This window comes from Fervidobacterium pennivorans (assembly GCF_001644665.1).
GTDB classification, from domain to species: Bacteria; Thermotogota; Thermotogae; order Thermotogales; family Fervidobacteriaceae; genus Fervidobacterium; species Fervidobacterium ngatamarikiense.
On record NZ_CP011393.1, the window covers coordinates 438,983 to 463,294 of the forward strand.

General features: G+C 38.2%; 24 protein-coding genes. 10 read left to right on the forward strand and 14 right to left on the reverse strand.

From position 1 onward, the window contains the following. Positions 1-2: 2 nt before the first annotated feature. From JM64_RS02060 to JM64_RS02075, 4 genes are read left to right on the forward strand one after another with little or no spacing between them, the layout of a single operon-like run. Entirely contained in the window at positions 3-1,130 is a 1,128-nt protein-coding gene (locus JM64_RS02060; protein WP_064011283.1) for an alanyl-tRNA editing protein, read from the forward strand. Between the two features lie 32 nt (positions 1,131-1,162). Then, entirely contained in the window at positions 1,163-2,407 is a 1,245-nt protein-coding gene (locus JM64_RS02065; protein ID WP_064011284.1) for a hypothetical protein, read from the forward strand. A 7-nt stretch (positions 2,408-2,414) separates the two neighbouring features. After that, on the forward strand, positions 2,415-2,969 hold the full coding sequence (locus tag JM64_RS02070) for a hypothetical protein (protein WP_064011285.1): 555 nt from the start codon (positions 2,415-2,417) through the stop codon (positions 2,967-2,969). A 23-nt stretch (positions 2,970-2,992) separates the two neighbouring features. Then, positions 2,993-3,388 carry a hypothetical protein gene (locus JM64_RS02075; protein WP_064011286.1) on the forward strand — a complete coding sequence of 132 codons (396 nt, stop codon included), beginning with the start codon at positions 2,993-2,995 and terminating at the stop codon, positions 3,386-3,388. A 36-nt stretch (positions 3,389-3,424) separates the two neighbouring features. Here the strand turns inward: JM64_RS02075 and JM64_RS02080 are convergent, their stop codons facing one another. Both JM64_RS02080 and JM64_RS02085 read right to left on the reverse strand, forming a co-directional pair. Beyond that, positions 3,425-5,779: a homocysteine S-methyltransferase family protein gene (locus tag JM64_RS02080; RefSeq protein WP_082868246.1), complete on the reverse strand. Its 2,355-nt coding sequence runs from the start codon at positions 5,777-5,779 to the stop codon at positions 3,425-3,427. A 165-nt stretch (positions 5,780-5,944) separates the two neighbouring features. Continuing rightward, entirely contained in the window at positions 5,945-8,983 is a 3,039-nt protein-coding gene (locus tag JM64_RS02085) for an LVIVD repeat-containing protein (protein WP_064011287.1), read from the reverse strand. Between the two features lie 106 nt (positions 8,984-9,089). Between JM64_RS02085 and fliQ the strand changes: the two genes are divergently transcribed. Further along, the gene (gene fliQ / locus JM64_RS02090; protein WP_064011288.1) at positions 9,090-9,356 is read left to right on the forward strand and encodes a flagellar biosynthesis protein FliQ; all 267 of its coding nucleotides are present in this window, start codon (positions 9,090-9,092) and stop codon (positions 9,354-9,356) included. A gap of 33 nt (positions 9,357-9,389) precedes the next feature. On the opposite strand, the gene tmk is transcribed toward fliQ, so the two are convergent. Beyond that, a complete protein-coding gene (gene tmk, locus JM64_RS02095) occupies positions 9,390-9,989 on the reverse strand; it encodes a dTMP kinase (protein ID WP_064011289.1) in 600 nt (199 codons plus the stop codon). Positions 9,990-10,169: 180 nt separating this feature from the next. Between tmk and JM64_RS02100 the strand changes: the two genes are divergently transcribed. Genes JM64_RS02100 through JM64_RS02120 form a run of 5 tightly spaced genes read left to right on the forward strand, consistent with a single transcriptional unit; the run spans position 10,170 to position 15,327 of the window. Continuing rightward, complete coding sequence (locus tag JM64_RS02100; RefSeq protein WP_064011290.1) at positions 10,170-11,612, forward strand: NAD(P)/FAD-dependent oxidoreductase; 1,443 nt, start codon at positions 10,170-10,172, stop codon at positions 11,610-11,612. Next, entirely contained in the window at positions 11,612-12,850 is a 1,239-nt protein-coding gene (locus JM64_RS02105; protein ID WP_064011291.1) for an NAD(P)/FAD-dependent oxidoreductase, read from the forward strand. The genes JM64_RS02100 and JM64_RS02105 overlap by 1 nt, the downstream gene beginning before the upstream one ends. Next, the gene (locus JM64_RS02110) at positions 12,847-13,230 is read left to right on the forward strand and encodes a DUF1667 domain-containing protein (RefSeq protein WP_064011292.1); all 384 of its coding nucleotides are present in this window, start codon (positions 12,847-12,849) and stop codon (positions 13,228-13,230) included. The genes JM64_RS02105 and JM64_RS02110 overlap by 4 nt, the downstream gene beginning before the upstream one ends. Then, positions 13,184-13,621, forward strand: coding sequence for a Mini-ribonuclease 3 (locus tag JM64_RS02115; RefSeq protein ID WP_197473448.1), 438 nt, complete (start codon positions 13,184-13,186; stop codon positions 13,619-13,621). The genes JM64_RS02110 and JM64_RS02115 overlap by 47 nt, the downstream gene beginning before the upstream one ends. After that, entirely contained in the window at positions 13,606-15,327 is a 1,722-nt protein-coding gene (locus JM64_RS02120) for a hypothetical protein (protein WP_064011293.1), read from the forward strand. Before JM64_RS02115 ends, JM64_RS02120 begins: the two co-directional genes overlap by 16 nt. 105 nt (positions 15,328-15,432) lie before the next feature. On the opposite strand, the gene argF is transcribed toward JM64_RS02120, so the two are convergent. The 11 genes from argF to JM64_RS02175 all read right to left on the reverse strand — a co-directional run bounded on the left by argF (position 15,433) and on the right by JM64_RS02175 (position 24,291). Further along, entirely contained in the window at positions 15,433-16,374 is a 942-nt protein-coding gene (gene argF, locus JM64_RS02125) for an ornithine carbamoyltransferase (protein ID WP_064011294.1), read from the reverse strand. Between the two features lie 161 nt (positions 16,375-16,535). Continuing rightward, positions 16,536-16,988, reverse strand: a complete 453-nt coding sequence (locus tag JM64_RS02130) for a hypothetical protein (protein WP_064011295.1) — start codon at positions 16,986-16,988, stop codon at positions 16,536-16,538. 46 nt (positions 16,989-17,034) lie between these two features. Further along, a complete protein-coding gene (locus JM64_RS02135; protein WP_064011296.1) occupies positions 17,035-17,760 on the reverse strand; it encodes a hypothetical protein in 726 nt (241 codons plus the stop codon). An 11-nt stretch (positions 17,761-17,771) separates the two neighbouring features. Then, positions 17,772-18,350: a bis(5'-nucleosyl)-tetraphosphatase (symmetrical) YqeK gene (gene yqeK, locus JM64_RS02140; RefSeq protein WP_064011297.1), complete on the reverse strand. Its 579-nt coding sequence runs from the start codon at positions 18,348-18,350 to the stop codon at positions 17,772-17,774. Positions 18,351-18,388: 38 nt separating this feature from the next. Next, positions 18,389-18,688 (reverse strand): DUF503 domain-containing protein, encoded by a 300-nt coding sequence (locus tag JM64_RS02145; RefSeq protein WP_082868247.1) that lies wholly within the window; start codon positions 18,686-18,688, stop codon positions 18,389-18,391. Between the two features lie 7 nt (positions 18,689-18,695). Next, entirely contained in the window at positions 18,696-19,256 is a 561-nt protein-coding gene (gene hslV / locus JM64_RS02150; RefSeq protein WP_064011298.1) for an ATP-dependent protease subunit HslV, read from the reverse strand. Positions 19,257-19,296: 40 nt separating this feature from the next. Beyond that, positions 19,297-20,304: an L-threonylcarbamoyladenylate synthase gene (locus JM64_RS02155; RefSeq protein WP_064011299.1), complete on the reverse strand. Its 1,008-nt coding sequence runs from the start codon at positions 20,302-20,304 to the stop codon at positions 19,297-19,299. 2 nt (positions 20,305-20,306) lie between these two features. Next, entirely contained in the window at positions 20,307-21,200 is an 894-nt protein-coding gene (locus JM64_RS02160; RefSeq protein WP_064011300.1) for a phospholipase D-like domain-containing protein, read from the reverse strand. Positions 21,201-21,232: 32 nt separating this feature from the next. After that, positions 21,233-22,369, reverse strand: coding sequence for an ABC transporter permease (locus JM64_RS02165; protein ID WP_064011301.1), 1,137 nt, complete (start codon positions 22,367-22,369; stop codon positions 21,233-21,235). Positions 22,370-22,384: 15 nt separating this feature from the next. Then, positions 22,385-23,266 carry an ABC transporter ATP-binding protein gene (locus JM64_RS02170; protein WP_064011302.1) on the reverse strand — a complete coding sequence of 294 codons (882 nt, stop codon included), beginning with the start codon at positions 23,264-23,266 and terminating at the stop codon, positions 22,385-22,387. A 23-nt stretch (positions 23,267-23,289) separates the two neighbouring features. Further along, entirely contained in the window at positions 23,290-24,291 is a 1,002-nt protein-coding gene (locus JM64_RS02175; protein WP_064011303.1) for an ABC transporter permease, read from the reverse strand. Between the last annotated feature and the right edge of the window lie 21 nt (positions 24,292-24,312).

The following is a 24,312-nucleotide window of genomic DNA, read 5'->3' on the forward strand; positions in this document are numbered from 1 at the left end:
CCTTGAAGATTCAGAGCGTGTACAAAAACGATAAATTAGAGATTGTCAAAATCGAAGAGAAGAATGGTAGATTTTATGCGTACGCTTTTTCATCACCGTTTTATCCTGATGGAAAAGGTGGACAACTTGGAGATAGAGGAAAAATCGGCAACATCGACGTATTAGCTGTAAGTGAAAGAGACGGTTTTGTTGTCCATGAACTTTCTGGAATAATAGAACCAGGTATATACGATGTGCAAATCGACCAACTTCGTAGGAAAGATATCGCACAACAACATACTGCGCAGCATATATTGTCAGCAGCTTTCATAGAAGTTGCTGAAATTGAGACTGTTAGCTTTCACATGGGCGAAGAGTATTCAACTATAGACTTGGACATACCATTTGTGGAACCAGAGGTCACTGAGGAAACAGAAGATTTGGCAAACAGGATTGTTCAATCATGCACACAGGTAGAGGAAATAGTAACAGATTTCGAAGGAGTTAAGGCTTTCGAATTGAGAAAACCTTTGAGTGACAAGGTAAAGGGAAAGGTAAGGTTAATAAAAATAGCGAACCTAGATATCTCGGCGTGCGGTGGGTTTCATGTTGATAATACCGGCGAGATAGGTGTTGTAAAGATTATAGATCTGGAAAAAGTAAAAGGTAACCTCACAAGGGTGTATTTTGTCGCAGGTGTAAGGGCTGTAAGATATTTCAGAAAGTACAACAATGTGCTTAAGAACCTTTCAAGACAGTTAACTTCTTCAATCGATGAACTGAACCAGCGTGTTGAAAAGATAATCAACGAACTTCGGGAGAAAAGTTCGTTGCTTTCAAAAGTTTCACAAGACTATGCTGAATTATTGAAACAAGCTATTGAAAACAACGATTTTGTCTACTTCGAAGGTTACACAGAAGTTGGAAATTTCTTGTCAAAAATTGTTGACAACCAGTTCTTAGTTTTTTACGATGGTAGCAAGTACATCATCGGTTCAAAAAAGTATGATGTACGGAAATTTGTAAAAGCATTAATTGAAAAATTTGGAGGAAAGGGTGGAGGAAAAGAAGAGTTTGCAAATTACATACCAAATAGAAAGTTGTCAGCAACAGATTTTGAGACTGTTTTTTCCGAGGTCTACAACAAATAGTTATCGAAAACTATTTACTGGAGGTGTTCAGTATGGGTGCGTCAAAAAAGTTGTTCATATTCGGACTATTACTTTTTGTTTCAGTCTTTGCATTTTCTAACGCCTTAAAATTTTTGCCAAAAGACTACTCAGCAATTCTTTACATTCCTGACGTTCCAAAAGCTTACGAAGAGTTTAAGGCATTGCCCATAGGTCAAACTTTATTAGCAGATACAGGAATAGGTTTGGAGTCACTTGTTAGAGGCGTATTAGAACAGCAACTCTTATCGATGAAATACACATTAGATGATTTTGACTTGTTTAGCAAGGAAATGCTCGTTGTCATTGACAAAGATGGAAATATGACTGTTGTGTTGGGACCTGTAAAGAGTCCTACGAAAGTTAGGAAGGTATTGGAAAGTTTCCTGGAGGCAGAGACATTAAAAAAAGTTAAATTTACCGAGAACTACTTTATATATTCTGATGTGCAAGTTGGTGGCGGTAAAGTTCCAGCGAATTTGCTTTCAAATCTCAAGGGAAACCTTGGAGTAACATATTCCTACGTGACAGATGGTAAAATCACATTCGAAGGTTACGGATATATGAGAATTGAAAACAACGCACTTACTTTCTATCAAAAGTTGGATGCCAAAACGGCAGATGCGAAAAATGTGCTCAAAACGTTGCAAAATACAAAACCTATTGATATCTTTGCCGACAAGAATGTAGGTGGAGATTTATTGCTGTTTGTGAACAGACCTATTCCTGATGTGTTGAGAAAAACATTTTTAGATGCCTTAGCCTCTAACTTTAATATAACCAATGTGAATGCGACAGGGGTAATGTATCTTTCTGCAGATGTTGGTGCAGCAGTTAGTGCATTGCTAAGCACTGATACGCAAACAGGAAATTCTAAATCTAGTCAAACAACACCTCAGGTAAGTATATCTGCGTACTCTGTTGTTTTCGGGACAGGTTTCAAAATGCCTGCTGAGGTGAAAAAGTACGTAACGATAGGTTCTGAGAAGTACGGAGTATTAACCACTGAAAATGGAATGGAAAGTTATATACTGATAAAGAACGACAGAATGATAACCTATACGGTAAATCCGACCAAATACAAACCAGGCGACAGAACCTTTTTCACATCAATTTATGATTCAAAATACTTCATGGGAATATTCCTTAACTTTGAACCACTTATCAATACTATGTTGGGCAAAAAAGTTAAATCATCAGGTGTTTTCGTATCCTACATTGAAGGTGATTCGATTATCCAAAAAGGAACTGTGAAGTGAGCATTGCATGACAAATGCCAGTGGTGGAAAGGAAAGTAAGGGTTGTTTAAGCTGTTTAATTTCATTTGTTGTTTTTCTCTTTTTAATCTCTGTACTAGCATCTATACTTGAGGTGCTGATACCTTTCGGTATTTTCAGAGTCTTCCCAACATTAATGCGAGCCTTCGTAGTTGTTGTGCTTATTGCTTTTGCTTTTATGACGTTTATTATAATCTCGTCACTTATCAAAGAAAAGGTCAGAACTCAACAACGTCAGCAGGAAACTGCTGAACAAAAGGAAACTTTGATTCAATCAGAAGGCGAACATAGTAGAGAATACCAAAAAACTTTAGTATATTCGTCTGAAACCAACACAAAAGTGGATAAGTTAGATGTTCAAGAAGCATTTAGAATTCTTGGCTTGCAGCCCGGTGTTTCTTATACAAAGGTGGGCGAGAGATACTATGAGCTTGTTAAGAAAGTAAATAACATGAAAATTAGCGAGGAACATAGGCGGTTGGTGCTTGAAGAATTGGCAAGAGCGTACGAGGTGTTAACTGAACACTATTCAAAAATGAGTTAAAGTTATAAAGACGGGGTGGTATTATGGACTTTGAATTCTATTACTATTTTCCAATACCACCGATTAGTTGGGTTTTTCTGGTTCTTAGGATAGGAGCTATAATACTAATTTTTTACACATTATACGTGCTTCTTAGATTTTTCACAGAACCGGAATCAGAAACGAATGTTGGTAGAAGGCGTGAATTTCAAAAAAGAAGAGGTGCAATAGGTGGTATTGATAATGAAGAACTATTAAGAGCCCTTAAAACCTTTGGGCTAACTCCTTCTGATAATTACTGGGACGCATCTTACAGATATTACAACTTAAGAAAGGCTATACTAGCTTCTAACTTGCCAGCTGAAGAGAAAGAGTCAAAGCTTCAAGAGATAGATAAGATGTTCGAAATAGTTTCTGACTACTATTCGAAAAAGGGTTAAGAAAATAAGAAAAAGGAGGCCATAAAGCCTCCTTTTTCATCGATTGTTACTCAAAATTTGCTTACACAACTTAACGGCTTCCTGGGCATCTTTTGCATAATAACTTCCGAACCTTTTAGCAAGCTCTTCATTCATTGAAGCACCACCAGCTATGACAGGAATTTCTATTCCATTATCTCTAAGTGTTTTGACCACCTGTCCGACCTGGATAACAGTTGTTGTCATCATTGCTGACAAGCCTACTATATCTGGTTTTAATTCCTTAACTTTTTCCAAAATAACAGTTGCCGGCACATCCTTGCCTATATCAATTACTTCAAATCCTGCACTTTCTAAAACTGTTGCCACTATTTTCTTTCCAATATCGTGAATGTCACCTTCCACTGTTGCAAGAAGAATCCTGCCCAACTTTACAGAATCCTTTTCTGTCACCATGGAGAGTAACTTGTTAAATATGGGCTTCGAAGTTTCTGCCGCAAGAATCAAATGAGGAAGATAAATCTTGTTTTCAGCATAAAGGTTGCCTATTTCTTCCATTGCTTTAGCAAGAATTGTTTGAATTATCTCGATTGGTGTTAATGTATCTAAGAAGGACAGTACGTATCTTTCCGCATCACTTAAGTTACCACGAAGGAGTAAATGTACTAATTCGCTACTTTTTACTTCTTCACTTATTCGAACACTTTCCTTTCCTAAAATTCGTTTCATACCTCTTAGAATTTTCATAGTCGCATCTTCTGATGTATTCAAGATTGCTCCTGATAACCCCGCATGCATTGCTAAAGCCAGGAATGAAGCATTTAACTCATCGCGATTTGGCATTCCAAAACTGAAATTGGAAAGCCCTATCATTGTTTTTATTCCATCGGCTGAGAGTTTCTTGATAGTTTCAAGTGTTACGTTGTAATCTTGGTTTGCTCCAATTGGTAAAACTAACGGGTCAACAAAAATTCTTGAACGGTCTACTCCTTGGCTTTCTAGGTATTCCACAGCCATTTTACCTAATGCGTACCTTTCCTCTGCCGTCTTCGGTATCTCCTTATCCATTGCAAGAACAATTAATAAACCACCATGCCTTTTGAGTAGCTTTATCTTCTTGTCGAGTTCTTCCTTCGTTGCTTTGGAAGAATTAATCAACGGTCTTCCAGGATACTCCATCAATGCACTTTCTAGAAATTCGTTGTACTGAATATCGAAAGAGATTGGAATGCTTACAATTTTATCGAGTTCCACAAATGCCTTAGAAAAGTGTTCTTCTGATAAAACAGATTCTATTCCAAAATTAACATCGATTACCTGTGCTCCTTCTTGTTCCTGGGATTTGGCAAGTTTTAAAACGCTCTCAAAGCTAAATTCTCGAATTTCATTATGCAGTTTTTTTCTTGCGGAAGCGTTTATACGTTCCCCTACGACCAAGAATGGTGCAACGTTAACCATATGAACCCTGCTTGTAACTACATTCAGCTCTTCAACATTCCTAGTTTTTGGTTTTTTCAGACCAATATGTTGGACCATGTACTTGATGTGTTCCGGTCCTGTTCCACAACACCCACCTACGATATTCGCACCCATTTCAACGTAATCTTCGATGTATACAGTGAATTCTTCAGGGGTAGTTTTATAAGTCAATTTCCCATCTGCGGACAGAACAGGTTTTCCAGCATTCGGTTCAACAAAAACCGGTTTTTTAGAAAGCGCAACCAATTTTTTTACAAGCGGTACCATCTTTTCAGGAGTCAGCGTGCAATTGATACCTATTGCATCAACATCTAAATCGTTGAACAAAGCAACGTAAACTTCTAAACTCGTACCTGTTACGGAAACGCCATTTTCTTCAAAAGTCATACTCACCAATATAGGCATTTCTGGAGCCACATCTCTTGCCGCCAAATACGCGAGTTTTGCCTCCTTTATATCACTCATTGTTTCAATAATAATACCATCAACACCTGCACCAACAAGGACTTCAACTTGTTCTTTGAAAATGTTGTATACGTATTTTGATTTCAGTTCTCCAAGAGGTTCTATCATTTCTCCGACGGAAGAGATATCACCTAAAACAAAAACCTGCTTGCTGGCTACTTTAGTTGCCTCTTTAGCAATTTTTACAGCAGATTGGTTAATCTCACTGAAATACTCATCATATCCCAATTTCATCAACTTATGCCGATTTGCACTGAAAGTGTTTGTAAGTAGAAAATCAACACCAGCGCGGACGTAATCAGCCTGTAGTGACAAAACTGCTTCAGCATTTGCGATGTTGAGCAACTCAATGGGTTCTCTGGTTTTAATATATCCTCGTTTGAAAAGTTCTGTACCATATGCACCATCTAAGAACATCACTCTCTGCGATAGCAGTTCTGAAAACTTTTGTCTGGTAAGGGGTTCCAATTTTCCTCTCCCTCCTCTGCTCTTTTATATTTTGGTGTTCGTTTTTGTATATATTACCACATATCAAACATTTTTGTAGTATCTTCGCATTTTTTTGGAAACAAAAGGGGATGGTTAGTTCCATCCCCTTTGAATTTTCATTGAATCTACAACTTTTTGATGAACTTATCTTCCAATAACTTTGAACATAGGCATACTTAAGGTGAAAAGAGGTTTTATGTCAGATATGTTTGATATGTCGTAGACTATCAATCCACTGTCAGTCGAGACAAAAAGGTATTTATCATCGGTTGTTGTTAAATTAAATGCGTAAGTCAGTCCAGAGAAATTGACCTCTGCTACTTTTGCTTTTTGGTAAACATCGATTATCTTGTAACCGAAACCCCCTCCTGCAGCAAAGAGTTTACTACCGTACCAAGAGATATTTCTTGCGGGAGCTCCTTCAAAGAGAGGAATAGATGTCATATTGTCATCTTCTTTGTCCAATAAATTAACTCCATTTCTGTCTAACAACCACACACCGTTGTATTCACCGTCGGCAACGTAGATCCTATCAAAGTATTTATCTGCAATAATTCGTTGATCGTACCCAGGATTATATTTTTTTAACGTGTACCCATTTTCGTCTTGCGTAACGACATAAAACCTTGTGTAAAGAACTTGTGCAAAAGACAAATCCGGTGAAAGTTTCAAACTTCCTGCGCGACCAAGAGCAACAAGAATCGCCTGCGTTTCTTTTTGTTTGGAGAGATTGTTAATAACAACCTCTATATTCATTGGAGATACAATTTCCGCAGGTGATGATGTGATGTACGGAATACCCTGAGACACCGTTACAGGCAACGTATATGTTGCATCTGGAGTTGTGCTAAAGCCAGAAGAACTGTAACTAAACTTTGCAACAATGTTTTCTGCCCCATTTTTGAGCAGGGCGTAAACATTGTTCGCACTATCAACTGCAAAGTCGTAAACTTTATCGAATGTGCTCAAATCGAGAACAGCAATGTCTCTAAATCTTAGAGTATTTGCTACATCGAATTCATATAGTTTTACTTCTTTGTTTTGTGAAAGAACACCTATTGTTGGGTTTGAGCTGTATGGATTGAGTTTTATTTTTGTAAAATCACCAAGTATCATATCCCGTTCAACGTAGTTTTTAGGGTCTCTTGCATCTATTGCATGAAGCCCTTCACCGTCCAAACCATCCCCAACAAATCCATCACCTATAAGAAAGATAAATTTATCGTATTGCACATGGTCTTTAGAGAAGTAAATCTTGTTAGGTTCGAAAAGTTCGTATCCACTAGGTTTAGATTCGTTCTTTCTGAACCGCCACAATCCTCTGACTTCGTCAAATAATAAACAATTTTCGTCACCATTTATGTCATACAAAAAGTGGACATCTTGAAGACTAGCTCCTCTCAAGCTTCGAATTAACGCCAATGTTGAGCCATTCCATACGTAGAATTTGTCCATCGTAAGAATGTAAACTTTCCCGTCATGTACTTTGACCTTACGAACCGGTGTGTCAAATGTTTCGCTAAATATTGTTTTCGTTGCCAATGTTGTCTCAGAAATTTCTATAATACCGGCTCTTTGGCCTTCACCAAATGCTAGGACCGGTTTGTTATTAACGATGCCAACATCTATTGTTGAATAGTCACCGGGAATTATGTTTTTTACATCATACACTGTCAAATATGGGAGGTTTGATAGGTCTATTTCCCAAATACCTGCAAGGTCGGCAGCAATGAACGCTTTATCACCGTATAAGAATATATCATTGATACGGCCTTGGGTAATGTTAACAGAATCTTTCTTAGGGTTGAACTTGTTTGTGTTGTTTTTTGAACTTCCAACGTTTGGTATCTTAAATGAGAAGACCTTAGTTCCTAACTTGCTTGAAAATGTTGATGGCGAGGATGGAACTGTTAAATCAACAATCTCTATTCTATCGTAACCAACGCCAGCAATAGCATAGTTTTTGTATATTCTTACAACGGAAATGAGAGAACCTAGGTTTAAAGAATCTTTTATCTTTGGTTGGGCTTTGTCCCTTGAATCGACTATTATTATTTTCTCGTTGCTTGCAAGATAAATGTAGTCTTCAGCAAGGTCGAAATCTTCTATGATGTCGTCGAACACCAAAGTACCGACAGTGCTGATTCTGTTAATGTCATTTGCCTTAAGGATAGCCAACAGACCTTTGCCACCAAAATCTTTTGCGTTTATGTATAGGTAATTCTCTTTTGCACTTGTTCGGAAAGTGACTGCTGCTGTGTCTGAAGCACCTGCAAGGTCGTAAACAGTGACGGTGGCGGTATACGTCGTATTCCTTTCAAGGTTTGGAATAATGATTTCTGTTGATTTTGTCTTACGAATTTTCAAAACCGTTGATAAGCTTCCAGATTTTGCAACTTCAACATCGTACACAAGAATATCGCCACTGTTTTCATCGGTTCCCACGTATCTTAGCACGAGGCTTGGGGGTGTTGATTCGTTTTGAAATGGTTGAACAATTTTCACTTTAGGAGAAATATTTGTTTCTTGGATACCACCACTCTGCTGAATTTCAAAGCTGTATTCCTGCTGGTTTGTTTCGCCGTACAAATCTGTTGCCACTGCAACTATTTTGTATTTGCCCGCTGTGTAACGTGAAACGTCGATATCTCCTTCTTGGAGTGTGGAAAACTCTTTGTCATCTTTGAAAAGTTTGATTGACTTTTCTTTAAAATCATCACCATCTGGGTCTGTAATAGAAACAGAGATTACCTGACCACTCTTTTTGGATATATTAATCACAGGTTTTTGGTTTACTATGATTATAGGTACTTCTAATATCGCGCTGCGTGCTGGTGCAGAGGCTTCTATCTTCAAAAGATGTGTTTGGGTAAAAAACTCAGCAGAAAGGTTAAGCTTATTTTTGTAATCACTAAGTTTTATTGTATTGCTGGGTGTTGCGTCAAGCGTTATACCATCCAATATGTACGTGAAAGTGTAGTTTCCAGAGACTTTCATATTTACAGTTATTGGCTTATTTCTAACAACGCTTATTGGGGTACTAAAATCGGAGTAAAATCTTCCATCATAAGTAATGCCTGAAAACTCGGGTTTTGGTGTATAGCCACACGATGATAAAAAAAGACTCCCTAAGATCGCTGTTAAGAAGATAGCTATAGACATTCGATACCGAGCAACCTTCATCCTTACCCCCTCCTAGTAAGTGTTATTTTAATTTGTTTGATTCCGAAGAATTTTTTGATATAATTACTGAAGAATTTAAAATTTAAAATGGAAAGGAGTTTGCACCATGACACTTGAGGTTTTCTTGGATATAGTGAAACACGGCATTCAGCTTCTTTTAATGCTTATAACTCCCCCTCTGCTCGTTAGTCTTGCAGTTGGTATCTTGATCAGTATTTTCCAAGCTGCTACTCAAATTCATGAGCAGACATTAACCTTTGCACCACGCATCATAGTTGTCTTTTTGACCCTGATGTTTTTGTTTGGTTGGATGATAGAAAATATGTTAGATTTTATAAAGGATATCATCGTAAAATACATGTCTATGATTTGACTAGACAACTGAACGTTTGCGATTTCCTATTTTCTACACGTTGTATAGCCCTTCAAATATCTTTATTATCTGCATATTTATAGTTTTCATATCTTTAGTACCATCAATTAAAACAAAACTTTTATCAGTTTCGCATAACTGCAAATAGCAGAGCCTTACTTTTTCAAAGAACTCCAAACCTTCTTGTTCAATCCTGTCCCTCTGCTCTTTACGTATTCTTGATATAGCTACCTCCGCAGGAATGTCTATATAGAATACCAAGTCCGGGTAAGTATGATCCGTTGCGAAATCGTTAAGCATTTTTACCACATCTACACCCAAGTTTCTTCCACAACCTTGGTAAGCTACACTTGAATGTGCAAACCTATCAGCTATCACCATTTTCCCTTCTTTTAAGGCGGGTTTTATAACTTCCTCAACCAACTGGGCTCTAGAAGCCAAGAAAAGGAGTAATTCACTTCTTGAAATCATTTCTTCGCTAATCAGAAGCTGTCGTATTTTCTCTCCTAATTTTGTACCCCCGGGTTCTCTTACCTTAACAAACTCAATACCTTTGGACTGGAGATATTTCGTAAACATCTCTATTTGTGTGCTTTTACCACAACCATCTATCCCTTCAAAAGAAACAAACACGACATGTTCCTCCTTTTCTGTGTCAGATTGGATGGCAATTCAAAATAAATTATACCACAGGTGAGATACTTTCAAGAAAGGTAATAGAAAAATGACAATTTTTTGAATCCTTATTCACAAATCAAGAGTGTATAGTTTTGTGGTAAAATATATAAAAACACCAAATTCGGGGGTGTAACCATGCGAATAGGAATTATTGGTGCTGGTGTTGTTGGAGCGTTGGTTGCTAGGGAGTTAAGTCGATACGATATTGAAGTGTTAGTTTTTGAGAAGAACTGGGATGTTGGGATGGGGGTGACAAAGGCTAATTCTGCAATAGTTCATGCTGGATATGATGACGAACCAGGAACGGTGCGTTCAAAGTTTTGTGTTCCAGGAAATGCAATGTACACTGAACTTTCAAAAGAGTTGCAGTTCGATTTGAAGAGAATAGGTTCTCTAGTACTTGCTTTCAAAGATGAGGAATTGAGGGTTTTGGAAGAACTTTACAAACGTGGAGAAATGAATGGGGTACCTGGCTTGGAAATTTGGGATAGGGATAGAATTCTTTCGTATGAACCAAACGTAAATCCCGAAGTTGTGGCAGCCCTTTGGGCACCAACAGCTGGAATAACGGAACCTTGGATGGTTGCAATGGCAGCAATAGAAAACGCCATTGAGAATGGGGCTAAACTTTTTCTTGACACACAAGTTCTCGAAATAGTAACGGAAAACCAAAGAGTTAAAAGACTTGTGACTAATAAGGGAGAGTTTGAGGTAGATGTTGTCATCAATGCTGCTGGAATGTACGGTGACGAGGTTGCAAAAATGGCTGGCGCAGAATTTGTACCATTGCATCCAAGGAAGGGAGAGTATATTCTCTTAGATAAGCAAGAATTCGGTGGTTTTGTAAAGAGTATACTATTTCCAACACCCTCTGTGCTTGGTAAAGGAACACTTGTAACTCCGACGGTCGATGGCGGTATCTTAGTTGGACCCACTGCCGTTGACCTGCCACCAGAACGGGAATTCAGGGAGGATACTTCTACAACATTTGAAGGATTTGAAGCTCTCATGTCAAAAGCACTAAAGATGACCCCTCTAATCGATTTCAGAGCCTCTATAAAGACCTTTGCAGGTTTAAGACCTGAAAGTCCTCAGAAAGATTTCTTTGTCGGTAGAACCAGTGTAATAGGTTTTTTCAACATTATAGCTATGCGCTCGCCTGGTTTAACTGCAGCACCCGCAATAGCAAAGTTCATTGTTGAGGAAGTCCAAGAAGCGCTCGGTGAAACTTTCCAGAAAAAATCAGATTTCAAACCTACAAGGGAAAGGATAAAGCACTACGCAGACTTACCTGCTACCGTTTGGGATGAAGAGATTAAAAAAGACCCACTTGCCGGGCGGATGATATGTTTTTGTAATAAAGTGACAGAGCGAGAAATACTAGAAGCTATTAAGCGTGGTGCAAGGACGATAGATGGAATAAAATTCAGGACACGTGCGATGTTTGGTAGTTGCCAAGGGGGATTCTGCATGCATAGGATAATGAAAATACTGGCAAGAGAGCTTGGGACTGATATTTCGGATATAAGACTTCGCAGTGAAGGGAGTTTCATACTCTTAGGGCAGGTGAGGAAGTAATGAAAGAAAAGAGCGTAGACATTCTTGTCATCGGTGCTGGAGCGGCAGGTCTTGGTGCGGCAATAGGGGCTGCAAGAGAAGGTGTAAATGAAGTAGTTTTGGTAGAGCGTGATGATAGAAGTGGCGGAGTGTTGAACCAGTGCATTCACAATGGTTTTGGGCTACATTATTTCAGAGAAGAATTGACAGGTCCTGAGTATGCCGAGAGAATTAAAAGGATAGTTCAGCAATATCCAAACATAGATGTGAAGGTTGAACAATACGTTCACCAAATAGATTACAGAAGGAAAGAGGTTATAGTTGCCTCGACCGAAGGGATAACCGTTTACAAGCCAAAGGCGCTAATTGTTGCAACTGGAGCGAGAGAAAGACCTATGGGAGGAATACTTGTCCCTGGCACCAGACCGTCGGGAGTTTTTACAGCCGGGGTTGCTCAGAGGTTTGTGAATTTGGAAAACAGATTGCCGGGAAGAAGAGCAATAATAGTGGGCTCAGGGGATATAGGTTTGATTATGGCAAGAAGACTTACGTTGGAAGGCGTTGAAGTTGTTGCTGTTGTCGAAAGGATGCCTTATCCAGGAGGACTTGAAAGAAACATTAGACAGTGTCTAAAAGATTTTAACATCCCTCTTTATCTGAGCCATACAGTGGTTGGCATCTATGGGAGAGAAAGGCTTGAGGAAGTTGTTATTGCTCAACTTGACGAGAGTTTCAAACCTATTCCAGGAACGGAAAAGAGATTTAAGGTTGACACTTTAATATTATCAGTTGGCTTAATTCCACAAAGTACGCTCTTTAAAGATTTTCTCAAAATTGACCCGTGGACAAAAGGAATAGTAACGTCAAGTTCTGGGAGGTCCTCTCTTAACTGGATTTTCGCAGCAGGAAATTGTACAGTAATTTATGACCTTGTGGACTGGGTTACAGAAGAAGGTACAGTTGCTGGAAAGTTTGCTGCAATGTACGTCAAGAACAGCTGGGAACCAGCAAAATTTTTTGTTGAAAAAGGACAAAACGTAGGTATCCTCTTCCCGTCATGGTATGAGGAAGGAACAAACTTAAATATCTACTTACGTGTGAAAAAACCTATGGAAGAAGGCACCATTAGGGTAAAACAAAGAAACAACTTACTATACAGCAAAAAACATTTGAATCTCTCACCGAGTGAGATGATAAGCATAAAAATTCCAGAGTCAAAAATCGGCAGTGGTGACATTCTAGTGGAGGTGTTAGAATGAAAGTAGAAGAGATGGTTTGTATCATGTGTCCACTGGGATGTAGGTTGGTCGTCAAGCAAGAAGATAACGGTGAAATCAATGTTTCTGGAAATAGATGCCCACGAGGAATTGAATACGGCAAGCAAGAGATGGTAGAACCTTTAAGAATACTGACTTCAAGTGTTTTGGTTTTAAATGGTGATATGCCTTTGGTATCGGTAAAAACAAATAAACCTATTCCGAGGAGAGTTATTATGCAAGTGATGGATATCTTGAAAAATACTAGGGTGGAGGCACCTGTGAGAGTTGGAGATATAATTATTAAAGATGTTCTTAATACGGGAGCTGATATAGTTGCCACAAGAAATGTCGAAAGAAGAGAAAAATCAAGTGCAACCTGAAATGTTCGATATTTTTCCTGAACCTTCAGTTAACGCAGAAGAATTATCTAGCGATGCGCTGGCTTATCTTGGTGATGCTGTTTACAATCTTTACATTAAGTTATACGTTTTAAAGGATATTAAAGCTAGGGACCTGCATCGGCTTTCCAATATTTACGTTTCGCGCGAAGGTCAAAGCAAAGCGTTGGAGAAGATTTTACCGATTCTTACAGAAAAAGAAAAAGACATAGTTCGGCGTGGTATGAACAGCAAGAGTGCCAGAAAGCACGGTAATGACCGCCTTTATATCAAAAGTACCGGTTTTGAAGCATTGGTGGGATATCTTTATCTCACCGATAGGAATCGTTTGAGATTTCTTTTAAGGGAGGGGATAAAATGGGAAGAAGTGTGATTATTGATGGTTCCATAGTTTACACGGACTCAAGTGAGATATTAAGTAACCCCGGCTTTGAGGCTCTTCTTCGAGAGTATATCGACATTTTAAAAGAAAAGAATTCGCCGCTTTTGAGAACATTGGAAGCTTTTCGCATAGGTGATGATTACGATGTTAAGCATTTTGTTGAATACCTTCATTTGTTGACCTTGAGAAATATCCGTGAAATTACAACTATTATAAATTACGTTAATCCGGACGATTTGGCAAAATTTGTTGAATCTTTCTACTCATTTTGGAGGAATAAGCACAGATTTATGATTAAGAAAGAGAAGTACACTATAGATAATGCAAGAAAAACAAGCATTGTTTTTACCGCCGTTATGATTGCCGAAGAATTCAAGAATTTGGTGAGGAATTTGTATCGAACAATTATGAAGAACATCACAACAAATGATACAAACATCATCAGGCAATTGCCGAGCGGTGCTCAGGTCACATTTTTGGTGGATGATATAGAGATTCCCGATGAGAGATTTCAAGCATTTACAAATATCCCAACAGTTTGGGGTGCTATATTCGACCCACCTGTTATTTTCTACACCAAATCTAATAAAAGAAAGGGGGTTCTACCAGTTGTTGAAAAAGAGATTTTGAGTCAAATCAAGTTAAATAACAAAGAACGCGAGTGGTTTCTTGTGCCAGTCTTGGTAGCCGAGCTTTTAGTTTATGTTTTTGTGCACAGAGAGTACCTCTCGCATGCTGCAGGTTTAGGTAACTTATTTCAATTTGCGGATATCGTTGATATAAAAAGCAAGAAAGCTTCTGGGGTTCTGATATTCGGTTTACCTGTTGAGAAAATTCCAGATTATAAAGCCGAATGGAAAAACGGTGTTGTGTTCAAGGATGGGGAGCTTTACGTAGGTGTAATTCCAGCCTTGGATGAAAACGACTATTTCGGATACATGAAAAAGACAATGCTTACACTTCACAATCTGATAAGGATAGACCAAGGACGGCTTCCGGTCCACGGGTCTATGGCACGTATAGTGTTGAAAAATGGCAAAAGTGCGGTTGCAATGTTTGTTGGTGACAGCGGAGCAGGAAAAAGTGAAACTTTGGATGCATTGAATAGGTTGGAAGAAGTTGCGTATGTGGATGTTATCATTGACGACATGGGCTCACTTGATATACTAAATGGTAGAGTTGTTGCATACGGAACAGAAACAGGCGCGTTTGTGAGACTCGATGATTTACCACCGGGATACGCTTACTACACAATGGATAGAAGTATTTTTACGAACCCGGACAAGCTAAATGCAAGAGTGATTGTTCCATTCAACAATTATAGAGAAATAGTTACGCCCACCCCTATCGACTTTTTCTTGTATGCCAATAACTACACAGAGGTTCACAGTGATGAAGAAAGGATAATTTTCTTTGATAATGTTGAAGAAGCTTTGGAAGTCTTTTCTGCAGGTAAAAGAATGTCAAAGGGTACAACATCCGAGGAAGGAATGACTGAGAGCTATTTTGCCAATCCATTTGGTGCGGTCCAGAGGAAGGAAGAACATCATAGAATCGCAGAAAAGTTCTTGAGAAAGATGTTTGAAACGGGAGTAAGAGTTGGTGAAATAAGAACGATGTTAGGAGTAGAAGGGTATGAAAAAGAGGGCACCTATCTTGCAGCGAAGACGTTGTACAAACTCATCGAGAGAATGTAGAACCATATGTGAAAAATTTTATCACTTGTTAAAAAGCCAAAGCGGTGGATATTTTCCACCGCTTTGGTTTATGGTATTTCAGCTAAATATTTAATAGGGCGATTATCAGAGCAACGTGGCAATAAGAATAGCCTTAATTGTATGTTTTCTGTTTTCAGCTTCGTCCCACACTCTTGATTGTTTCCCTTCGATTACTTCGAATGTAACTTCTTCACCTTTAACCGCTGGTAGACAGTGCATAAAGATTGTTTCCGGCTTACCTGTTTTTTTCATTAGCTCTTCGTTAACTTGGTATGGTTGGAGCAATTTTCTTCTTTCTGCGGCTTTGTCTTCTTCACCCATGGATGCCCAAACGTCCGTGTAAATAACATCTGCACCTTTGACTGCCTCGTCAGGATTATCTGTGAATTCTATAGTTGCACCACTTTCTTTAGCGAACTTCATACATTCGTCAACAAGCCATTTTTCGGGTCTGAGAGATTCTGGTGAACAGATAACGTAATGCATACCCATCTTTGCTGCTCCAACCATGAGGGAGTTTGCCATGTTGTTTCTGCCATCCCCCATAAAAACAAGTTTGATGCCTTTTAGTCTGCCGAACTCTTCTTCTATTGTTTGAAGGTCAGCCAAAACTTGGGTTGGATGGAAGAGGTCAGTTAAACCATTGTAAACAGGAACACCGGAATATTTTGCAAGAATTTCAACCGTTTCTTGTTTGAAACCTCTGAATTCAATTGCATCAACCATTCTACCAAGCACTCTTGCAGTATCTTCGATTGACTCCTTAGCACCTAGTTGTATGTCTTGGATCGAAAGGAAGATGGGATGCCCACCTTCTTCTGCAAAAGCAGTTTCAAATGCTAACCTTGTCCTTGTTGACCTTTTTTCGAAAATCAAAGCAAGAGTTTTTCCCACAAATCTTTGGTGTCTAATTCCAGCCCTGCTCTCTGCTTTGACTTGTTTTGCGATGTCAAGCAGGTAGCGTATTTCCTCTGGTGTGTTGTCCATCAGCGAAAGAATGGAGCGTCCTTTCATATTTACTGCCATACGTGATACCTCCTTTTGAGTTTTTTTGAAAAGTTATTGCCTGATAGCTGTAAATTATACTACTAGAATAATTTCTAATTTTCAAGCTATTATTCCGAGTGCATACTCTTACAAAACAACGGATGAAAAAACATACGAAAAAATGCTCAGAAAATCAGTAGTTAAAAGGTATAACCGATAAGAAATTCAACACCTTCAACTTTTGAATTATCTGACAGATAAAATGAAAAAATACCAGTATTAAAAACAATGTCTCCAGCGTAATATTTTGCGCCAACACGAACTATGCTCGTTATTTTTTCAAAACCAAAATCTGTCACAGGAAAGAGCATTCCACCAGCTCCGTAAAGAGAAACCTTTCCAAAGTTGAGTTGAATATCATATTTAGCAATACCACCAAACATACCAAGCGTACTGTCAGAGAGGTTGGATAAAACCATCACGGTAAAACCTGTGGTAGTATTTGGAGCGTTTACTACCTGTGAAAAAGAATTCAGCTCAACCGCAAATAAAAAGTTTTGATTGAAGGAATAGAACGTTCCTATGTTTAGTTCAAAAGCAAAACTTAACGAAAACATGATAAACATAGCTACAATAATAAATGCTTTTCTCATACTACCCCCTCCTTCTCAAGCTTTTTTGAATGTTTTAAGAAAACAGTTATTTAAATCTGCTTACAAGTTCATTTAACTTCTCTTCGTCTAAATAGGTCCTGTAGTAAATGTTTCCATCGACTGTAATCTTAATTGGCATTGTTGTAAGCAATGGAACTTGAACACTCTCGATACTGAATGTTCCAAGCGAATAGTAAAATTTCGCAAGCGCTGCTTCTGTAATCGCAGATTCCGGACGTAGTGCAGTTATTTGACTTTGCAAAGATAAATAGTCTAAAAACTTGAGACCACGTTTACTGTAGGTTTCAACTAATTGATTCATGTCTCTTACCTTCAACTTCCTAAAAAACTCTTCTTTTTGATAAACAATGTAAGAATAATCTGGTTTCATGGCTAGTAAATCGACAAAATACGTTAGAAAATCCCTAGGACTTGCTTTTGTTGCATCTAACTTCTTTGAATTGATAAAAATCGTTGGTGGAATATCAATCATGTAAATCGTTCTTTTCTGACCGTTCACTATAAAAAGCTTGTTTGCGATTTGTTTGTTCAATACAGCCTCAATGTTTGACGTGCTTATCGGGTAAACAAAGTAATAGACAGAAGTCTTGTTTAAATCAAAATCTGGGGAATTTCTTACAGCCATGATTTTGATGGCGAAATAAAGCCCAGCGACTAAAAGAATAGCAGCAAAGATCAATAACACAATTTTTGCAGAAGTTCCTTCTGTTTGTCTTTTTTGTTTACCAACGTATCTTTTGTTCGTTCTCATAGTTCGAACTTTCACTCCTTCCTTTCAACTAATTCATTCCAAGTTTCTATAGTAAGTGGTAGTAGGTAAAGATTATGAGTAACAGCATATATTATCTTGTTCTTTATTATCTCAAAATAGCCCATGTCCAAATCGTAGAAAGCTATTTCTCTAAGTTGGTTAACTTTTTCGTAATACCTTGTGAATTCCAAGGAATCAGCTAACACAAGGGCTTTTGCATACGGTCCGAAATCTGGATGACCTGACGTGTGGTAAGCAATTCCTAAAAGCACATCTGTGTCTGTTATTTTGTATTTCTTTTTTAGGAACTCAGCAGCAACTAATCCATGTAACAGTATAGGACGTTTTTCATAAACACCTTCAGTAATGATACCATAGCTACTAGCAAATTTTTTTAGCTTTTCAGCAGGTAAATCTCTAAAAAGGTCATGAGCAAGAGCCATGATTTCTAGTTTGTCACTTTCCAGGTTGTACCTTCTTGCCAATTTGAGGCAAAAGTCAACAACTCCGTTCACATGTTCTATTCTTTCGGGCTTTACCAATCTATCAACTAATGCTCTTAGTTCTTTTACGATGAATCGAGTGTCCATGTGTTACCTCCTTATGTCACATCTTTTGACATTTGAATTTAAAAATGATGGTAGTCATAGGTAAACTCTTCTATTGTGTATCTGCCTTCAACATAGTTTTCTATGGTATCAAATTTCGCCTCGGCATCTGCTTCGCTGAGCGTTACAAAAGCGATGCCAATTAGTAGGTAATCTTTTGAATCTTGTCTTCCCGATTCTATGGCAGAGATTTCAAACTGTTTTTTTAAATCGCTTACTAAACTTCTTACAATGCTTCGTTTTTCTTTTAAAGAATTGACCCCAAAAAGCCTGATAAGTATATTCCCGTACGCAACAACCATAGGTTCTATCACGTCCACTAGAGTATCACTCTAATTCTTCGATGGTTATATTTTCATTTGTGTATATACATATCTCACTAGCGATTTTCATAGCCTCTTGTGCAACTTTTCGAGCATCAAGCTGAGTATTTCTAAGTAGAGCCCTTGCCGCGGCTAATGCGTAAGGACCTCCTGAACCAATAGCAGCTACATCCTCATCCGGCTGGATTACTTCACCAGTTCCTGAAAGAATCAATAAGTGTTCTTTGTCAGCTACGATAAGCATTGCTTCTAGCCTTCTTAGTGCTCGGTCTAATCGCCAGTCCTTTGCAAGTTCGATTGCAGCTTTTAACAAGTTTCCGTTCCATTCACGGTATTTTGTTTCAAACCTTTCGAGCAATGTCATTGCATCTGCCACTGCACCAGCAAATCCGGCAAGAACTTTTCCGTCTCCAATTTTCCTGACTTTCTTAGCTGTGCCTTTCATCACAGTTGCTCCGTAAGTCACTTGACCATCAGCAGCCATTACCACTTTCCCATCTTTTCTAACTGCTATAACAGTAGTTGAATGCCAAAGATTTTCTCGTATTCCAAAAGGTTCAGCCATACCTTTTTCCCTCCTACCGAGACTTAACACTAACCGATTTTCAAAACTTTGAGACCGCTTTCTTAATCCTATTCATTATCGAGAAAAATATACCCTCTTCCGGTAATTTCTCAATCACAGCCTCAGGATAAGGACTCTTATCCACTAGCCTTAAACTTTTGTAAAGATTTTGTGCGATAGTGTACGGCTTTGCGTATTCTCCAATTATATGTACATTTTTAGCATTTCTTAGATACTTTTCAAGAGTTTCCAATGTACACAGTATTAAAACATCTTTATCAGCATATTGTTGAATTTTCTCAGGTTCAACCATCTTTAAGACCTTCTCTGGAGCGTAGTGCCTGTATTTCATACCGGGTGCAAGTGGCTTTTCATCTGATTTCGGGATGTAGAATTCAACTCCTCCAAATTCTTTGAAAATCTCGTTCAACTCTTCTATAGTAACAGGACCAGGACGAAGAACAAGAGGCCTTTCTCTTGTGAGGTCGATAATTGTTGATTCTATACCAAAAGCACTTTCTCCTGCATCGATAATACATTCCACAAGGCCAAATAAATCCTCTATTACACTTTTTGCATCTGTAGGGCTAGGTTTGCCTGATAAATTTGCACTGGGAGCCGCTATTGGTCCGGCACACTGAGCTAATCGTTGTGCAATAGGGTGCGCGGGAACACGTACACCTACCGTATCCAATCCAGCAGTTACTTCAGGTGGAATAATTTCCTTCTTTTTGAGAACAAAAGTCACAGGTCCCGGGGTTAGTCTTTTGATTACATTAACATACTTTTCCTCAACAAAAGCTAATTCATTTACCTGCTCGAGTGAAGCAAGGTGAACTATCAAAGGATTATCCTGGGGCCTGCCTTTTACTTCGAATATCTTTTTAACAGCCGTAGGATTTAATGCACAGGCGCCAAGCCCATAGACTGTTTCTGTAGGGAATGCCACCAAACCACCATTTTTAAGAACATCACAAGCATATTGAATATCATCGTTATACAAATCCGAAATTTTAATTATCTTTGTCTTTGTTGGGTTTCCATTCATTCTTACCAACTCCCATTTAACAATGCTTTGAAAGTTTGTTCGTACATCTTAACAATCCTTCGGTCTTTTGTATACCAAATCATCTCAACATTTTTGTGAAAGCCACTTTCTGTGTAATTTGTGGACCCTGTGAATAGTTCGTCATCAACTATAACAAACTTGTGATGCAACAGAGTTCTGCTGATGATTTTGCTATTACCTCGGAGGTATTTAGATATGCGACTTCTTAAAAACCATTTGTCAGTAACAATTTTCACATCTATCCCTTGGCTTTGTTTCCATTTAATCGAAGCCAGTATATTTTCATCGGTAAATGCGTACATGCAAATGTATATTCTCTTGCGAGCTTTCTGTATAGCTTTGAGTACCTTTTCTTCGGGATTATCTACAGGCGAAATCAAGAAGCCCTTGACTGTTCCAATTTTACCATATTCCCATAGGTTTAGGAAGAACTCTTTAAATCTCTCGCTATAACTTTTGGGAAACAAAATAAGGTCATTTAGCCCTGTTTCCAGACCGCTTACACTGAAATTAGCAGAGCCAAATATTACACCATGGTCGTTTACCATAAACTTTACATGGTGCAACCCCTTTGAAGCATCGATTTTCGAAGGAATTCCAATAACTGGTTTTTCGGTAACAATCCTAACATCAACACCTTTTTCATACAGTTTCTTGAGAGCAGAAAGAACTATCGGGTGGCTTACATCAAGTGCGGATACGTAAAGGAAAGTATCAGAAGAGTTCATGAATTCTAAGACCAAATTCTTTAACGCTCCAGTTTCGGTAAAATACACGGAGATGTTTGAACTTGTACTTTGCTTTTGGATTAAGAATATGAGAGTAAGTACAGAAAGTGCAGAAAATACGATAGCTTTTCCTACGTTTTTCTTCATTTCTCCATTCGTCCTTTATGTATGATATATTCTCATTCTTCGGCAACCTTTAGCTTTTTTGAGAATAGTATCAGGTTAATTCCCAAGAGCAGTATGTATATTATCGGAACGAGTACATGTCCTTCCTCGAAGGCGTTTAAGTGGTTTGCTAAGCGTATGGCATCAACGGTGTATGTTAGTGGTAAGAAACGGGCAAAGTTTTTAACTACCGGATTTGCGAACTTCAGTGGGAAGTAAAAACCGCCTGCAAACATCTGAGCTTGGAAGTATATCTGTCCGAAAACAAATACCCTGGATGGTTGGTTTTTAGAAAAAATCAAAACATTCAGACTTAACAAGGTTAGTAAAACACAAGCCAGTGGAACGTGTGAAATCATTGAAGGTAAATACTTACCAACATCGACACCTTTTAAATTTGCAAATAGACTCAGAACAAATATACCTAAAATCAGTTCAATCATATTAACAAGGGCTGTGAAAATAAGGATATTGATGATATTAATTGGCGTAGTGTAAAATCTGCGCAACATACCTCTTCTGTAAAGGTATTCGACTTCGCTCATAAAACCAAAAATGAATACAGATAATATTGCCATTCCAACGACGCCGGGATAGATAAATTCGTTGTATTCAAACTCACCTTCAGACAGTTTGTACGTTTCAACAGGGACTATTTCTTTTGTTCCAAGAGAATTAAAAACGCTTGATAAGATGTCCCCAGCAAGTTTTGATTCCTGTCTTACAGGAACGTAGTAGATATTAACCTCTACTTTTCGTTGTAACTTTGTCTTTTGAAGAATAGTTGCTATTGAAAACTCTGAATCAAAGTTTCTTGGGAGCACTGCATATGCATGGATTTTTCCAGAACGCAGTTCGTTATTTAACTCTTTAAACTTGGATAATTTTTCGGCTTCGTCTGTGAATGTTACGAATTCAGTCTGGAATTGTTTGATGTCACTGAATACTTTTTCTAACATTTTGCTTTCTCCAAGGATTTTAACTTTCAGCTCCACATTTTCTTCAACATTTCCGAAGATAGTTGTAAGAATCAAAAACAATATCGTTGGGAATATTACCAACCAAAAAACGGATTCTTTCGACCTTAAGAAAAATTGCTTAAACAAAGAAATAAATAATTCGAGTAAACCACTTGATTCTGTAGATTTCATATGTTTCTCCTGCCTTCAGTCAATTTTACGTCCTGTGAGCTTAAGAAATACATCCTCCAGTGTGGGATGTCTTAGCACGAAGTTCCTGACGTTGGCTTTCAGAAGTTTTTCAATAATGGGTACTGGGTCTGTTACGGAAACGTATGCATATTCTCCTGTAATTATCATTCCTTCAAGATTAATCTTTTCTGCGTACTGCTTTGGGAACTCGATGACAGAGTTCAATCCCGACGATGAAATGAGTTCCTGTGGTGTTCCATGAGCAATAACCTTTCCGTGGTCCATGATATATACCCTATCTGACAGTTGGTGTGCTTCCTCCATATAATGCGTTGTAAGAATTATCGATTTTCCTTCCCTTTTGTATTTTAGAATCACATCCCAAAGGTGTCTTCTTGCCTGCGGATCCAAGCCAACTGTTGGTTCGTCCAAAAAGACGATATCGGGATTATTCAAAAATGCTAGGGCAACCGCTAGTCTTTGTTTTTGTCCGCCAGAAAGATATTTAGTTCTTGCTTTCAGTTTTTCACCTAACTGGAATGTGTCAATTATCTCTTCGAAATCCGCTTTCGTGTTGTAAAGCGATGCATGCAATCTAATGGTCTCAAATACGGTAAGTTCTTCGAAAAAGAAATTTTCCTGTAGGCAGACTCCTATTCTCTCTTTTACTTCATTCGTTATTTTTTCGTATTTTTCAAAATAGACTATTCGACCACTATCGGGTTTCCTCAGACCTTCGAGCATTTCAACAGTCGTTGTTTTACCCGCTCCGTTTGGACCAAGTATAGAAATGATTTCTCCCTTCTTTAGTTCTATTGAAACTCCATCTACCGCTTTTACTGAAGGGTAATATTTCTTAAGGTCTGTAGCTACGAGTGCAAAATTATTTTCTGTCACACATATCACCTACCAAAATTTGGCTATCTATCCTCTGAATGCAAAAATTTCCTCATAGCAAAACTTGCAATCGTTAGTCCCGAAAAAATGAAGATAGTGTTTATCGTATAGAAGCTGAAATCATCGAGCACAGGTATATTGTAGACCTTTTGAAATAACAAATGTACGTACCTTGGTGTTGTAAGATAAGAAACGGAACGAAGGACCTTCGGTAAGAAATCTATGGGGAAGTAGACACCAGAGAAAAAGATGAAAATCGTGTAAATTATTTGTGCAACGCTCTGTGCTGCGTTTTTGAATAGAAGGCCTATAATCGTACCAAGCGCAAGGTTCACTGAGACGGAACTTATCACAACTAGCAAATACTCAGGTAATTGTGAGAGACTCACGATGAGATTCGCACCAAATATAAATTTTGAAAGTAAAAGTACAGCAAAAGACGAAATGATTCCAGTTATCATATTAGCACTGGCGCAACCTAAGAGCAGTCTTAAAGAAGATATTGGAGTCACGGAAAGTCTTTTGAAAAGTCCGTATCTTACGTATTCGGAGTAAATGCTAACTCCTGCATTCATTCCAACAGAAAGTAAAGAAATAGCGATAACTCCTATCATTATGTACTCAAGAGCTGTCAGCTCTTTACCAACCTTCACATCGTTCAAAACAACTTTCACAGGGGCGCTTGAACCCCTGCTTGTATACCGTAGTTTAAAAACCTGGAGTTCATAATCAATTTGCAGAAGATTGGACTTTGCGAAAACCTGGATTTTTCCATCATTGCCAATGATAATTGCATCGTATGGGCTACTTTTTATCTCTTCATTGGTTGGAATATCTGAAAGCTTAGTCCAGCTCTCAAAATCAATATTTACATCCCTATCTGAATAAAAAGCAACAGACGCACCAGTCTGTTGCTTTCCAAATACTGCTCCAAACAAAATTAAAAAGACAATAGGGAGAAGAATGTTCATGAAAAACAAGAACCTGTTCCTAATGTTAACAAGAAAAAAAGAGTAAAATAGCATGTTTCACTCTCCTGATTGTAG